Source organism: Streptomyces sp. NPDC028314 (assembly GCF_055565795.1).
This window is the reverse complement of sequence record NZ_JBVHTP010000001.1, coordinates 900,590-915,365: the sequence shown is the minus strand read 5'-3', so window position 1 is coordinate 915,365 and position 14,776 is coordinate 900,590. Positions and strand designations below refer to the sequence as shown.

Annotated in this window: 10 protein-coding genes; all 10 read right to left on the bottom strand. The window is 70.0% G+C overall.

The features are described 5' to 3' along the window. Nucleotides 1–116: 116 nt before the first annotated feature. Nucleotides 117–2,234: an ATP-binding SpoIIE family protein phosphatase gene (locus ACZ4TG_RS04005; protein ID WP_468159741.1), complete on the bottom strand. Its 2,118-nt coding sequence runs from the start codon at nt 2,232–2,234 to the stop codon at nt 117–119. Nucleotides 2,235–2,472: 238 nt separating this feature from the next. Further along, nucleotides 2,473–3,723: a multiple monosaccharide ABC transporter permease gene (gene mmsB, locus ACZ4TG_RS04000; RefSeq protein ID WP_468159740.1), complete on the bottom strand. Its 1,251-nt coding sequence runs from the start codon at nt 3,721–3,723 to the stop codon at nt 2,473–2,475. A gap of 3 nt (nt 3,724–3,726) precedes the next feature. Next, nucleotides 3,727–5,274 carry a multiple monosaccharide ABC transporter ATP-binding protein gene (gene mmsA, locus ACZ4TG_RS03995; protein WP_468159739.1) on the bottom strand — a complete coding sequence of 516 codons (1,548 nt, stop codon included), beginning with the start codon at nt 5,272–5,274 and terminating at the stop codon, nt 3,727–3,729. 95 nt (nt 5,275–5,369) lie between these two features. Continuing rightward, nucleotides 5,370–6,446 carry a multiple monosaccharide ABC transporter substrate-binding protein gene (chvE, locus tag ACZ4TG_RS03990; RefSeq protein ID WP_468159738.1) on the bottom strand — a complete coding sequence of 359 codons (1,077 nt, stop codon included), beginning with the start codon at nt 6,444–6,446 and terminating at the stop codon, nt 5,370–5,372. A 364-nt stretch (nt 6,447–6,810) separates the two neighbouring features. Next, nucleotides 6,811–7,698, bottom strand: coding sequence for a xanthine dehydrogenase accessory protein XdhC (gene xdhC, locus ACZ4TG_RS03985; protein WP_468159737.1), 888 nt, complete (start codon nt 7,696–7,698; stop codon nt 6,811–6,813). Between the two features lies 1 nt (nt 7,699). After that, nucleotides 7,700–10,099, bottom strand: a complete 2,400-nt coding sequence (gene xdhB / locus ACZ4TG_RS03980) for a xanthine dehydrogenase molybdopterin binding subunit (protein ID WP_468159736.1) — start codon at nt 10,097–10,099, stop codon at nt 7,700–7,702. Continuing rightward, entirely contained in the window at nt 10,096–11,607 is a 1,512-nt protein-coding gene (locus tag ACZ4TG_RS03975; protein WP_468159735.1) for a xanthine dehydrogenase small subunit, read from the bottom strand. Before ACZ4TG_RS03975 ends, xdhB begins: the two co-directional genes overlap by 4 nt. A 466-nt stretch (nt 11,608–12,073) precedes the next feature. Continuing rightward, nucleotides 12,074–12,976 (bottom strand): ectoine hydroxylase, encoded by a 903-nt coding sequence (gene thpD, locus ACZ4TG_RS03970; protein ID WP_468159734.1) that lies wholly within the window; start codon nt 12,974–12,976, stop codon nt 12,074–12,076. A gap of 52 nt (nt 12,977–13,028) precedes the next feature. Beyond that, nucleotides 13,029–13,433, bottom strand: coding sequence for an ectoine synthase (locus tag ACZ4TG_RS03965; protein ID WP_468159733.1), 405 nt, complete (start codon nt 13,431–13,433; stop codon nt 13,029–13,031). Between the two features lie 31 nt (nt 13,434–13,464). Continuing rightward, nucleotides 13,465–14,733 (bottom strand): diaminobutyrate--2-oxoglutarate transaminase, encoded by a 1,269-nt coding sequence (gene ectB, locus ACZ4TG_RS03960; RefSeq protein ID WP_468159732.1) that lies wholly within the window; start codon nt 14,731–14,733, stop codon nt 13,465–13,467. Nucleotides 14,734–14,776: the final 43 nt, after the last annotated feature.

The window sequence follows — 14,776 nt, the reverse complement described above, 5'->3', positions numbered from 1 at the left end:
GGGGGGCTTGGGTGCACAAACCTTGGAGGGGAGGGGAAGTGGGGAATTGGTGAACAACGACAAGAACAACGACGGCCCCCCCCCCACCCCCGCCGGGGGGGGGGGGGCCCCGGGCCTCAGCCCTCCGCCAGGAGCTGTTCCGTCCAGATGGTCTTGCCGGCCGCCGTGTACCTGCTGCCCCAGCGGTGCGTGAGCTGTGCGACGAGGAACAGGCCGCGGCCGCCCTCGTCGGTGAGCTGCGCCCGGCGCAGATGCGGCTGCGTCTGACTCGGGTCGGAGACCTCGCAGATCAGCACGCGGTCCTTGATCAGCCGCAGGCCGACCGGACCGCCCGCGTACCGGATGGAGTTCGTGACCAGCTCGCTGACGATCAGCTCCGTGGTGAAGACCAGGTCCTCCAGTCCCCAAGCGGTCAGCCGGTCCGCGACGAGCTCGCGGGCCCGCCCGACGAGAGAGGGGTCGGCGGGCAGCTCCCACACCGCGGTGGCATCGGCGGACACCTCCCTGACCCGCACCACGAGCAGTGCGAGGCCGTCGTCTGGCGGCTCGGGCGACAGGGCGTCCAGGATGCCGTGCCCGATCTCGGTGACCGGCCGCCCGCTGTCGGCGCCGTCCCGCACGACCGCCCGGACCGCCTCCAGCTGCCGCTCCGACCCGTCGGTGCCCTTCGCGAGCGCTCCGCCGTAGAAGGCCAGTACATCGCCGGGCCCCAGGCACAGTTCCACCGGTTCGAACGGCTGCCCGCCGGTGCCCAGGACCGGACCCGGGCGGTACGACACCGTGCCGCTCCCGGTCCGTCCCCGGGCGGCCAGTACGGGCGCCGGGTGGCCGGCACCCGCCAGCACGCAGGTGCGGGACACTGGGTCGTAGGTCGCGTAGAGACAGGTGGCGCCGGTCAGCGCGCTCGGCGCGTCCGCGTCCGGATCCTGGCGGTCGTCGTCCTCGATGAAGCGCACCACGAGGTCGTCGAGATGGGCCAGCAGTTCGTCCGGACTGAGGTCGAGATCGGCCAGGGTCTGCACGGCCGACCGCAGACGCCCCATGGCGGCCGTGGCGTCGAGGCCGTTCCCGGCCACCGTACCCATGACGAACGCGAGCCGTGTCGAGGGGAGTTGGATGACGTCGAACCAGCTGCCCCCGATGGCCTGGGGCGTGGCGGTGGGCAGATGGATCCCGGAGGTCTCCGCACCGGTGACGTCCATGACCGGCCTGGGCAGGAGGCTGCGCTGCAGGGCCTGCGCGGTACGGCGCTCCCGGGTGTAGCGGCGCGCGTTGTCCATGCTGAGCGAGGCCCTGGAGCCGATCTCCTCGGCGAGGACCGCGTCCTCCTGGTCGAACGGGTGGCGCTCCGCGGTGCGCCACAGCACCAGGGCGCCGAGCACCGCGCCGCGCGCCTGCAACGGGATCAGCATGAGCGAGGCGGCCCGCGGCGGAAGCATCAGCCGTGCGCGTTCCTCCTCGCCCGAGAGCACCGCGCGGAGCTCGGTCAGGTCGGGAAGGAAGACCGCCGAGCCCCCGCGCAGGTGGATGCTCTCGATGTTCCGGAGACGGATGGTGTCGCCCACGCAGTGGCTCTCGGGCGGCCACCGCCCGTCGGCGGCTCGCACGGCGACGCGCCGCATCGGCGCCCCGGTGACCAGCTCTCCCGGCTCTTCGCCGAGCAGCACGGGTTCGGTGAGGTCGACGGCCGCGAGGTCGGCGAACGCGGGGACGAGCACCCCGGCCAGCTGCTCGGCGTCACGCACCATGTCGAGGGAGCTGCCGATCTCCGCGGCGGCCGCGTTGAGCAGCGCCAGCCGCTCGGCGGCGCGCTGGTCCGCCGGCGGTACGGGCGGTGCCCGGCGGACGTCACCTGCGACGGCGACCGGCGCGGGGTGGTCCGGGTCCGCGGGGCGCAGGCGCAGCAGGAACCGCGCCGACGAGCCCTCCAGCAGGGTGATGATGTCGACGTCGGCCTCCAGCTGCCCGCCGTCCGGCCGTAGCAGTCGGGCCCGGGCGCTGCGCCTGGCACCTCCGACGGCTCCGGCGACGAGGCGGGCCCACAGGCCGGGATCTTCGAAGAGCAGTCCCACATCCAGCTGCCCGGCGCCGGGGCCACCGACGGCCTCGGGAACGCCCAGGAGCGTCGCCGCCGCACGTGTGCCCGTCAGGGCCTTGCCGCCGGCATCGAGTACCAGGACAGCCGTGGGGAAGTCCGCTGCTGCGACGGGTTCTCCCGGGCCGTTGTCGCTCACGCGTGTCTCACTCCGGCAGGATCGAGGACGCTCCTGATCTCATTGAACACCTCGCGCGCGGCGGGCGCGCGCCGGTGGCGGACGCCGTGCGGCGCGGCCGCCGACGACGCCCCGGGGGTCGCCGACGGCCGCGCGTCACCCGCTTGCGGCGCCGGCCGGCCCCGTACTTTTGGCCCACGGAAAGCGAACGGTTCGCCCCGGCCGGGGGCCGGGGCGAACCGTCGTCGCGCGGCGACCCTCAGGCGCCGGCCTTGCGCTTGTTCCACACGTCGAAGCCGACCGCCGCCAACAGCACGAGCCCCTTGATGACCTGCTGGTAGTCGGTTCCGATGCCGACGAGTGACATGCCGTTGTTCAGTACGCCCAGCACCAGACCGCCGATGATCGCGCCGAGTACGGTGCCGACACCGCCCGACGCCGAGGCGCCGCCGATGAAGGCCGCCGCGATCGCCTCCAGTTCGAAGTTGATGCCGGCCTGCGGCGTTCCCGCGTTGAGGCGGGCAGCGAAGACCAGCCCGGCCAGCGCTGCCAGGACGCCCATGTTGACGAAGGCGAGGAAGACGATCCGCTTGCTCTTGACGCCGGACAGCCTGGCGGCGGGCTCGTTGCCGCCGATGGCGTACGTGTGACGGCCCAGGATGGAGTTGCGCATCACGTAGCCGAAGGCGACCAGGAGCACGCCGAGGATGAGCAGCACGATCGGGAAGCCGTGGTAGCTCGCGAGCAGCAGGGTGAAGACCGTCACCGCGGTGGTGATCGCCGCCAGCTTGACGAGGAAGAGGCCCGTCGGCAGCAGCCGCAGCCCGTAGGAGGCGGCCTGGCGGCGGCCTCGGACCTCCTGTACGACGGCCAGCGCGAGCACTCCGAAGCCGAGCAGCAGGGTGAGGTTGTGGTAGTTCGTGTGCGGGCCGGCCTCCGGCAGGAAACCGCTGCTGATCTGACGGAAACCCTTCGGGAAGGGGGCCACCGACTGGCCCTGGAGCAGGATCTGCGTCCCGCCCCGGAAGAGCAGCATTCCCGCGAGCGTCACGATGAACGAGGGGATGCCCACGTAGGCGATCCAGAAGCCCTGCCAGGCTCCGGCCGCGGCCCCGATGAGGAGCGCGGCTGCGGCGGCCAGGGGCCAGGGTATGTCGTGGTGCACCATCATCACCGCGGCCGCGGCTCCGACGAAGGCCGCCAGGGACCCCACCGACAGGTCGATGTGGCCGGCGATGATGACGATCATCATCCCGATGGCCAGGATGAGGATGTAGCCGTTCTGCTGGATCAGGTTGGTGACGTTGAGCGGTTTGAGCAGTGTTCCGTCGGTCCAGATCTGGAACAGCACGATGATCAGCGCCAGGGCGACCAGCATGCCGTACTGCCGGACGTTGCCGCGCAGCAGGCGCACGAGGAGGGCGCGCGGACCTTCAGGCGCGCTGGTTCCCTTTTCCCCGCCGGGGGCGGTCCCCGGGGCGTCGATGGCGGGGCTCTGGGTCTGGGTCATGCGTCACACCTGCTCGTTCTGGGTTGCGGCGCCCACGGTCATGAGGCGCATGAGGGATTCCTGGGTCGCGTCCGCCCGGGTCGTCTCGCCGGTGATGCGTCCCTCGGCCATGGTGTAGATGCGGTCGCACAGGCCGAGCAGCTCGGGCAGTTCCGAAGAGATCACCAGGACGGCTTTGCCCTGGGCCGCGAGCTCGGCGATCACCGCGTAGATCTCGGCCTTCGCACCGATGTCGATGCCCCGGGTGGGCTCGTCGAGGATGAGCACCTCGGGCTCGGAGAAGATCCACTTGCTGAGGACGACCTTCTGCTGGTTGCCGCCGCTGAGCTTTCCGGTCTCCGCGAACACCGAGGGCGCCTTGATGTTCATGGTGCGGCGGTACCTCTCCGCGACGCGGGTCTCCTCGTGCTGGTTCACCCAGCCCCGGCGGGAGACCTTGCCGAGCGCGCTCAGCGAGATGTTGCGGCGGATGTCCTGCGAGAGGTTGAGCCCGAGGTGCTTGCGGTCCTCGGTGACGTAGGCGAGGCCGTGGGAGATGGCCTCGGGGACCGTGCGCGTACGGATCTCCTTGCCGTCGAGCAGGACCCGGCCGCTGGTGCGGCGTCCGTAGGAGCGGCCGAAGACGCTCATGGCGAGCTCGGTCCGGCCCGCGCCCATCAGGCCCGCCATGCCGACGATCTCGCCGCGCCGGACCGTGATCGACGCTCCGTCGACGACCTTGCGGTGCACGTCGATCGGGTGCAGGACGGTCCAGTCCTCGACCGTCAGCGCCACCTCGCCGATGTCGGGCGTGCGCTCGGGATAGCGGTGCTCCAGGTCGCGGCCGACCATCCCGCGGATGATCCGGTCCTCGGAGATGCCCTCGGCTTCGACCGAGATGGTCTCGATGGTCCGGCCGTCGCGCAGGATGGTCACGGCGTCGGTGACGCGCGCGATCTCGTTCAGCTTGTGCGAGATGACGATGCAGGCGATGCCCTGGGCCTTGAGCTCGATGATGAGGTCGAGCAGTTTGCGGCTGTCCTCGTCGTTGAGCGCGGCCGTGGGTTCGTCCAGGATCAGCAGCTTGACCTCCTTGGCGAGGGCCTTGGCGATCTCGACGAGCTGCTGCTTGCCCACGCCGATGTCCGCGACGCGGGTCTGCGGGTGGTCCGGCAGGCCTACGCGGCTCAGCAGGGCCTGGGCGTGGGTGAGCGTCCGGTGCCAGCTGATGAACCCGCGCGAGGCGTGCTCGTTGCCCAGGAAGATGTTCTCCGCGATGGACAAGTAGGGTATGAGGGCGAGTTCCTGATGGATGATCACAATGCCGCGGCGCTCGCTGGCCCGGATGTCGCCGAAGGCGCACGGTTCGCCCTGGAACCGGATCTCGCCTTCGTAGGAACCGTGCGGGTGCACGCCGCTGAGCACCTTCATCAGGGTGGACTTGCCCGCCCCGTTCTCGCCGCAGATGGCGTGGACCTCGCCGGCGGCGACGGTCAGATTGACGTCCGACAGTGCCTTGACGCCGGGGAAGGACTTGCTGATCGAACGCATCTCGAGGACGGGTCCGGCCATGGTGGTGAGTCCGTTCGACTGGGGTGAGGTGGCGGGCCGGTCGGGGCGCGCCGCATCACCGGCTCTTCGGCCCCGGTGGGTGGGCCCGGTGGCGGCTACTTCAGCTGGTCGGCGGTGTACTGCCCGGAGTCGACGAGCAGCTTCCGGTAGTTCTCCTTGTCGACGCTGACCGACTGCAACAGGTAGGAGGGCACGACCTTCACGCCGTTGTCGTACTGCTTGGTGTCGTTGACCTCGGGCTTTTGGCCGCTGAGCAGTGCGTCGCCCATCTGTACGGCCACCTTGGCGAGTTCGCGGGTGTCCTTGTACACGGTCTGGGTCTGTTCGCCGGCGATGATGGACTTCACGGAGGCGAGCTCGGCGTCCTGGCCCGTGACGATGGGCAGCGGCTTGCCCGCGCCGCCGTAGCCGACTCCCTTGAGGGACGACACGACGCCGATCGAGATGCCGTCGTAGGGCGAGAGCACCGCGTCGACGGTGGCCGACGAGTACGCCTTGCTGAGCAGGTTGTCCATCCGGGACTGGGCCAGGCCGCCGTCCCAGCGCAGGGTGGCCGCCTGCGTGAACTCGGTCTGGCCGCTCTTGACCACGAGCCTCTTGGCGTCGATGTGGGGCCGCAGGACGCTCATGGCGCCCTGGTAGAAGAATGCGGCGTTGTTGTCGTCCGGTGATCCGGCGAAGAGCTCGATGTTGAAGGGGCCCTTGCCGTCCTGGAGACCGAGCCGGTCGGCGATGTACGTGGCCTGCAGGACGCCGACCTTGTAGTTGTCGAAGGTGGCGTAGTAGTCGACGTCCCCGGTGCCGCGGATCAGGCGGTCGTAGGAGATGACCCGGATCTTCGCGTCGGCGGCCTTCTGGAGCACGTCGCTGAGCGAGGAGCCGTCGATCGGAGCGATCACCAGGAGCTTGGCACCCTTGGTGATCATGTTCTCGACCTGGGCGACCTGGTTCTCGACGACGTTGTCGCCGAACTGGAGATCCGTCTTGTAACCCTTGGCCTGGAACTGCTTGACCATGTTGGCGCCGTCGTTGATCCAGCGCTCGGAGGACTTGGTCGGCATGGCGATCCCGACCAGGCCCCCCTTGGCTTCGCCCGCGTCCGACCCGCCCCCGACGCCGTTCGCGCTCTGGCCGCAAGCCGTCAGGGCCAGACCGAGGGCTGCCACGATCACGCCTGTCGAGATTCTTCGCACTGTTCCTCCAGTGATGCGCCGTGACGCGGCGCGATGAGGGGGCGGGCCCGGCCCGACGCGGCCCGGGCGGATGCCCGGGCCGCGGGGCTGGCGCCGGCCGCTGGGGTGCACCGCCAGACCGGACCGCTCCGGCCTGGTGTGACACGAGTGTTAACGCTCACAACTGAGCCGTCAAGGCCCCCGGGGTCACCTTTGCGCACTCATCGCGCAGCCCCTCCCGGGCGGCTGCACCCCAGGCCCGGGCTGCCACGTCGCAGCCAGCGGAGCCGGGGCGGCGGCCTCGTGCGGGCTCCGGGGCCTGCGTGTCACCCGGTGCGGGACTGCTCGCGCTACCGGCTACCGGCTACCGGCTACCGGCTGCCGGCTGCCGGCTGCCGGCACCGGCTGGGTACGGCGCCGCGGCGACCGCGTCCGGTACTGCCCAGTGGCGGTCCTGTTCGAAGGTCCGGAGAAGGTCTGCCGCGACGCTCACCGCGATCGTGGCGGGTTCCTTGCCGGTGATCTCGGTGATTCCGATCGGGGTCTTGATCCGGTCGATCGTGGTGGCGTCGTGGCCTCCCTCGTCGGCCAGGCGCTGCCGGAACCGCGCCCATTTGGCGGACGAGCCGATCAATCCGATGGAGCCGAGACCGGCGGTGCGCAGGGCGGCGTCGCACAGCGCGGCGTCCTCGGCGTGGTCGTGGGTCATGATCAGGACGTGGGTGCCGGGTGGCAGCTCCGCGAGCACCTCCTCCGGAAGCAGCGGGGTGTGGTGTACGTGGATCTGCGCCACCGCGTCCGCGAGCGCGCCGAGCCGTTCGTCGGCGAGCATGTCGGGGCGGGTGTCGATCAGGTGCAGATCGAGGTTCTGGCGGGCCAGGATGCGTGCCAGCTCCAGTCCGACGTGCCCGACGCCGAAGACCGCCACCGCCTCGACCACCGGCAGCGGTTCGAGCAGTACGGTGACGGCTCCGCCGCAGCATTGCACGCCGTGCCGGCCGGTGACCTTGTCGTTGAGGGCGAATTCCATCAGCTCCGGCTCCGGATCGGCCGCGCCGTTCAGCTCGCGGGCCCGGTCGATGGCGACGGCCTCGATGTTGCCGCCGCCGATCGAACCCCACGTCTCGGTCCGTCCCACGACGAGTTTGGCACCGGCCCGGCGCGGCGCGTGGCCGCGCACGGTCGCGACGGTCACGAGCACGCCGGGTTCCCGGCGTGCCCGCAACCGCGCGACCGCGGCCACCCAGCTCATGTCAGGCATTGCTCAAAGCGCTTGCGTCGGTAGGGACTTCGCCGCCGTCCGGCGCGTGACCGTCGTGCCGCGCGCCGCCCCTGCGGGCCGCTTCGATCGCCCAGTACACCGCCTCGGGTGTCGCGGGGGAGGCGAGTTCCACGCTGGCTCCCACGGGCCCGAACGCCGCGGCGGCCTGCCGCAATGCTTCACGCACCGAGAAGGCCAGCATCAGCGGGGGCTCACCCACCGCCTTGGACCCGTAGACCGCGCCCTCCTCGGTGGCGTTCTCCATCAGCCTGACGTTGAACTCCTCGGGCATCTCCGAAAAGCTCGGCAGCTTGTAGGTGCTCGCCGCCTGGGTCAGCAGCCGACCGCGGTTCGGCCCGTCGCCGGTGTCCCAGCGCAGGTCCTCCAGCGTCAGCCAGCCCGCGCCCTGCACGAAACCGCCCTCGACCTGACCGATGTCGATCATCGGGGAGAGGCTGTCGCCGACATCGTGCACGATGTCCACCCGCCGGATCCGGTAGGCGCCCGTGAAGCCGTCCACCTCCACCTCGGCCGCGGCCGCGCCGTAGGAGAAGTACTTGAACGGCGACCCCTGGAACGCCTTCGCGTCCCAGTGCAGGCCCTCGGTCCGGTAGAAACCGGCCGCCGACAACTGGACCCGCTGGAAGTACGCGGTGCGCACCAGGTCGTCCCAGGCCAGCTCCTTGTCGTTGCCGAGGACGCGCGCGACGCCCTCGACGATGCGCACGTCGGAGGCGTTCGCACCCAGCTGGCTGCCGGCCACCTGAAGCAGCCGCTCGCGGATCTGCTCGCAGGCGTTCTTCACCGCCGCACCGTTGAGATCCGCCCCGGCACTGGCGGCGGTGGCAGAGGTGTTGGGCACCTTGTCCGTGCGCGTGGGGGCCAGCCGCACCTTGTGCAGCCCGATGCCCAGCGTGGTCGCGGCCACCTGGAGCATCTTCGTGTGCAGACCCTGCCCCATCTCGGTGCCGCCGTGGTTGATCAGGACCGAGCCGTCCTTGTAGACCAGCACCAGCGCGCCGGCCTGGTTGAAGGCGGTGAGGTTGAACGAGATTCCGAACTTGATCCCGGTGATCGCGAGCGCCCGCTTGGTGTGCGGGTGCGCGGCGTTGAAGGCCGCGATCTCGTGCTTGCGGTCGGCGAAGCCGGCGTCGCCTTGAACCTGCTGCCAGATCGTCGAGATCCGCTCGGGGTGGGGGACCGGCTGCCCGTACGGAGTCGAATGGCCCTGCCGGTAGAAGTTGCGCTCGCGCAACTCCATCGGATCCAGGCCGAGCAGCGGCGCGCACCGGCCCATGATGTCCTCGATCACCAGCATGCCCTGCGGTCCGCCGAAGCCGCGGAAGGCGGTGTTGGAGACCTTGTTGGTCTTGGCGATGCGACCGGCGATGCGCGCGTTGGGAATCCAGTAGGTGTTGTCGATGTGGCACAGCGCGCGGGCCACCACCGGCTCGGACAGGTCCAGGCTCCAGCCGCCGTCCGCGGTCAAGGTGGCTTCCAGGGCCTGGATGCGGCCCTCGGTGTCGAAGCCGATCTTCCACTCGGCGTGGAACCCGTGGCGCTTGCCGGACATGGTCAGGTCCTGCGTCCGGTTGAGGCGCACCCGCACCGGCCGACCGGTCAGCCTGGCGCCGAGCGCGGCGACGGCCGCGAACCCGTGCGGCTGCATCTCCTTGCCGCCGAAACCGCCACCCATCCGCAGGCACTGCACGGTCACCTCGTGACTGTGCAGGCCGAGGACGTGCGCGACGATCTCCTGTGTCTCCGAGGGGTGCTGGGTGCTGCTCTGGACGAACATCTGCCCGTTCTCGTCGACGTGGGCCAGCGCCGCGTGCGTCTCGAGGTAGAAGTGTTCTTGATCGGAGAACTGGAATTCGCCGGTGAACACATGGGCGGAGTCACCGAAGCCGGCGTCGACGTCGCCGGTCAGCATCACGGGTCGCGCGCCGTGAAAACTTCCGGCCGCGATCGCGTCCTGCAACGAGATCAGGGAGGGCTTTTCGTCGAGTTCGACCTCGACGGCCGCCGCACCGAGCCGGGCCGCCTCCACGCTTTCGCCGAGCACCCAGGCGACCGCGTGTCCGTGGAACATGACCTCGTCGGGGAACAGCGGTTCGTCGTGCTTCATTCCGGCATCGTTGACGCCGGGCACGTCGGCAACGGTCAGTACGCGGACCACGCCGGGCACGGCGAGCGCGGGCCCGGTGCGCAGTGCGGTGATCCTGCCGTGGGCCTTCATGACCTGGACGGGGTAGGCGTGCAGGACGTCCTTGGTGCGATGAACCAGGTCGTCGGTGTAGAGCGCGGCGCCGGTGACGTGCAGGTTGGCGCTTTCGTGCGGCATCGAGACACCGACGACGGGCTTTTCGGGACGCTCGGACAAATGGCTCATGACGACACCGCCTCGGTGGTTTGCGCGTACAGCTTCAGCAGGCTCTGGCCGAGCATCGCGGAGCGGTAGCCGGCGCTGGCGCGGTGATCGTCCATCGGTGTGCCCTGGGCCCGCAGCACCCGGGACGCGGCCTCGACCGTCTCCGCCGACCACGGCTCGCCCTCCAGGGCGGCCTCGGTGGCGAGGGCGCGGATCGGGGTGGCGGCCACGCCGCCCAGGCCGATGCGTGCCTTGCGGACGATCCCGTCCTCGATGTCGAGCGCGAAGGCGACCGCCACGCTCGAAATGTCGTCGAAGCGCCGTTTGGCGATCTTGTGGAATCCCGTGACCGGTGACAGCGGCAGCGGGACGCGCACCGCGCGGATCAGCTCGCCGGGACGGCGCACGCTCTGCCGGTAGCCGGTGAAGTAGTCGCAGATCGGTACCTCGCGCTCACCGTCGGCGCCGGCGAGTACCAGCGACGCTTCCAGCGCGAGCAGCACCGGCGGGCTGTCACCGATGGGGGAGCCGGTACCCAGGTTGCCGCCGAGGGTGGCGCTGTTGCGGATGAGACGGGACGCGAACTGCGGGAAAAGCTCTGCCAGCAGCGGGACGCTGCCGTCGAGGCGGCGTTCGATCTCGGTGAGGGTCTGGGCCGCCCCGATCACGATGTGGTCGGATTCGACGCGCAGCTCGCGCAGTTCGGGCAGCCTGTCGACGGCGACCACGCAATTGGCCCGGCGCGAGCGGATGTTCACCTCCACGCCCCAATCGGTGCTCCCGGCGACCACCACCGCGTCGGGCCGCTCGCGCAGCAGCCGCAGCGCATCGGCCAGGGTGCCCGGCCGCAGGAACACGCTGTCGTCCCGGGTGTATTCGGTGGCGACCGGTTCGGGCGCGGACTGCTCGCGGCGCTGCGCCAGGGCGTCGTCCTCGGTGGGCGAACCGACGGCGTACGCGGCATCGCGGATCGGGCGGTAGCCGGTGCAGCGGCACAGGTTTCCGCTCAGCGCGTGCAGATCGAAACCGTTCGGACCGTGCTCGGCGTCGGAATCGGTGACCCCGGCCGGGTCCGCGTCCGAGTCCGAGCGCGAGTCCATGTCCGAGTTCGAGTCCGCGTGCGCGCAGCGGTCGGGCCGGTAGTACTCGGCGGCCATGCTGCAGATGAATCCCGGTGTGCAGTAACCGCATTGGGAGCCGCCGCGGACGGCCATCTCCTCCTGTACGGGGTGCAGCGCTGGGGGCGTGCCGGTTTCGCCGACGGTGGCGAGGCCTTCGGAGGTGATGACCTCCTGACCGTCGAGCGCCGCGACCGGCACCAGGCAGGCGTTGACCGCCACCCAGTCGGTGGGCTTGCTCACCCCGGGCCGGGCCACCAGGACCGAACAGGCGCCGCATTCACCCTCGGCGCAGCCCTCCTTGGTGCCGGTGAGACCACGCTCGCGCAGGAAATCCAGCACTGTGGTGTGGGGTGCGGCCGGTGAGATCGGCGTTTCTTTTCCGTTGACCGTGATCCGCGCCGCTACCATGGCACGTCCTCATTTCGGCGCGCGGTCGATCTGACTGTCCTAGTCGCCATTTCAGGAGCTTTCTATTTCGGTGGCGCAGCTCGAGAACCCAGAGCGCAACAAATCGGCACGCAACGACGTGCCGTAAACGGTGACAGAGAGGGAAAGGTGCCGGGGCCGTGATCGGGCACGCCGGCGAGGGGCTGCTCAGCAGCCGTGTGCTACACGACCCGGAGCCCAGGCGATCTGGTGAGCGAGGCGAAGCAGTCCGGAGATGGTCGACATCCGGCTTCGCCCCCTTCCAGTGGCTCACGAGTTGATGCGGTCGAAGTTACGTTGCCGCAGGTTCACCGGTCAAGCCGATGTCGGTGGATTCCACGAATACCCGCCACTGCGTGTGGCGGGTATTCGTACGCGGAACCAGTTGTGCGGGGACCGGCCGACCCGGCCGGGCAGGGGCCGGGCCGCGTCGGGCCGGCCGGACGCGTCAGCGCACGGGGGTGAAGTCCTGCGAGGCGATGTACCCGGGGCGGCGCACCGGGGCGGCGAAGGGCTTCGACGGACGGTTCTTGACGCTGTTGAAGACGAGGAACACGTTGCTGCGCGGGTAGGGCGTGATGTTGTCACCCGAGCCGTGCAGCGCGTTGCAGTCGAACCAGGTGGCCGAGCCCGCCTTGCCGGTGAAGAGCTTGATGCCGCAGGCCGAGGCGAACTTGGTCAGCGCCTCGTCCGACGGGGTGCCGGCATCCTGCATCTGGAGGGACTTCTTGTAGTTGTCCTTCGGCGTCGCACCGGCACAGCCCAGGAAGCTCCGGTGGGAGCCGGGCATGATCATCAGCCCGCCGTTGGTGGTGTGGTTCGGCGTCAGGGCGATGGACACCGACACGGTGCGCATGTGCGGCAGGCCGTCCTCGGCGTGCCAGGTCTCGAAGTCGGAGTGCCAGTAGAAGCCGCTGGCGCCGAAACCGGGCTTGACGTTGATCCGGGACTGGTGCACGTACACCTCGGAGCCCAGGATCTGGCGCGCCCGGCCCACGACGCGCGGATCGGCGGCGAGGGCCGCGAACACCTCGCTGATCCGGTGGACCTCGAAGACGGAGCGCACTTCCCGGGACTTCGGCTCCACGATGGACCGCTCGTCGGCCAGCGTCGAGGGGTCACGGAGCAGCCGGTCCATCTCGGCCCGGTAGACGTCCACCTCGTCGGGCGTGATGAGTTCGTCGACGGAGAGGAAGCCGTCGCGCTCGTAGCTCTCCAGCTCGTGGGCCCAGACAGGGCCCGGCGTGCCGGGCTCGGACCAGACGACGGGGTCCCGGCGGCCGGTGAGCACCTCCTCGGAGCCCCTGGTCGGATACAGGTCGGTCACCGTGCGGGTGGATGCGTAGGTCATGGTGGTGCCTGCCTCTCCTCTCTGTGCTTTCTCGCTGTGCGTTTTCCGTACGTCAGCTGGAGTCGGGTTCGGTGAGCAGCGGGTACACGCCGTTCTCGTCGTGGTCCTCCCGGCCGGTCACGGGCGGGTTGAAGACGCACAGGCAGCGGAAGTCCCGCTTCACGCGCAGGGTGTGCCGCTCGTGCCCGTCGAGGAGGTACATGGTTCCCGGCGTGATCGTGTAGGTCAGGCCCGTCTCCTCGTCCGTGAGTTCGGCCTCGCCCTCCGTGCAGACGACGGCCTCCACGTGGTTCGCGTACCACATGGACGTCTCGGTGCCGGCGTACAGGACGGTCTCGTGCAGGGAGAAGCCGACGCGTTCCTTGGCCAGGACGATGCGCTTGCTCTCCCAGGTGCCGGATGCCGCCCTGACGTGGCGGTCGGTTCCCTCGATGTCCCGGAACGAGCGGACGATCATGGTGGTGCCCTTCGTGGTATGGGGGTGCTGGTCAGGCGGCTTCGCGGACGGAGCGGGCGAGGATGGCGAGGCCCTCGTCGAGTTCGTCGCCGGTGATGGTGAGCGGCGGGAGCAGTTTCACGACCTCCCCCTCGGGGCCCGAGGTCTCGACGAGCAGACCGTGCTCGAAGGCCCTGCGGCACACCTGCGCGGCGCGCTCCTTGTGGGTGAACTCGATGCCCCAGGCCAGTCCACGGCCCCGGTACGTCGCGCCCAGCCGGCTGTGTTCGGCGCACAGCTCGCGCAGCGCGCGCTCGACGCGCTCGCCCTGGACGAGGGTCCGCTCGCGCAGGACGCCGTCGCCCCAGTACGTCTCCAGGGCCGCGGTCGCGGTGACGAAGGCCGGGTTGTTGCCGCGGAAGGTGCCGTTGTGCTCGCCCGGCTCCCAGAGGTCCAGCTCGGGCTTGAACAGGCACAGGGACATGGGGAGTCCGTAGCCGCTGATGGACTTGGACAGCGTGACGATGTCCGGGGTGATGCCCGCCTCCTCGAAGGAGAAGAACTCGCCGGTCCGGCCGCAGCCCATCTGGATGTCGTCGACGATGAGCAGCATGTCGCGGCGCCGGCACAGGTCCGCGAGGGCGCGCAGCCATTCCGCGCGGGCCACGTTGATGCCGCCCTCGCCCTGGATCGTCTCGACGATGACCGCCGCCGGGTGGTTGAGGCCGGAGCCCTGGTCCTCCAGGAGGCGCTCGAACCAGAGGAAGTCGGGGACCCGGCCGCCGAGGTAGTTGTCGAAGGGCATTGGGGTGCCGTGCACCAGGGGGACGCCGGCGCCGGCCCGTTTGAAGGCGTTGCCCGTGACGGCGAGCGAGCCGAGCGACATGCCGTGGAAGGCGTTGGTGAAGGAGACGACCGACTCGCGGCCCTTGGCCTTCCGCGCCAGCTTGAGCGCCGCTTCGACGGCGTTGGTCCCGGTGGGCCCCGGGAACATCACCTTGTAGGGCAGTGCGCGGGGTTCGAGGACGTGGGACCGGAAGGTCTCCAGGAAGGCCCTCTTGGCGGTCGTCGACATGTCCAGCGCGTGCGTGATGCCGTCCCGCTCCAGGTAGTCGAGCAGGGCCCGCTTCAGGACGGGGTTGTTGTGGCCGTAGTTCAAGGACCCGGCGCCCGCGAAGAAGTCCAGGTAGCCGCGGCCGTGTTCGTCGTACAGCCGGCTTCCCGTGGCGCGCTCGAATACGACCGGCCAGGCGCGGCAGTAGCTGCGCACCTCGGACTCCACGGTCTCGAAGACGGACAGGACCGGCTGGGTCATGGTCAAGGCAACTCTCCAATGAGCTTGGGGGTGTTCGGTACGGGATGTT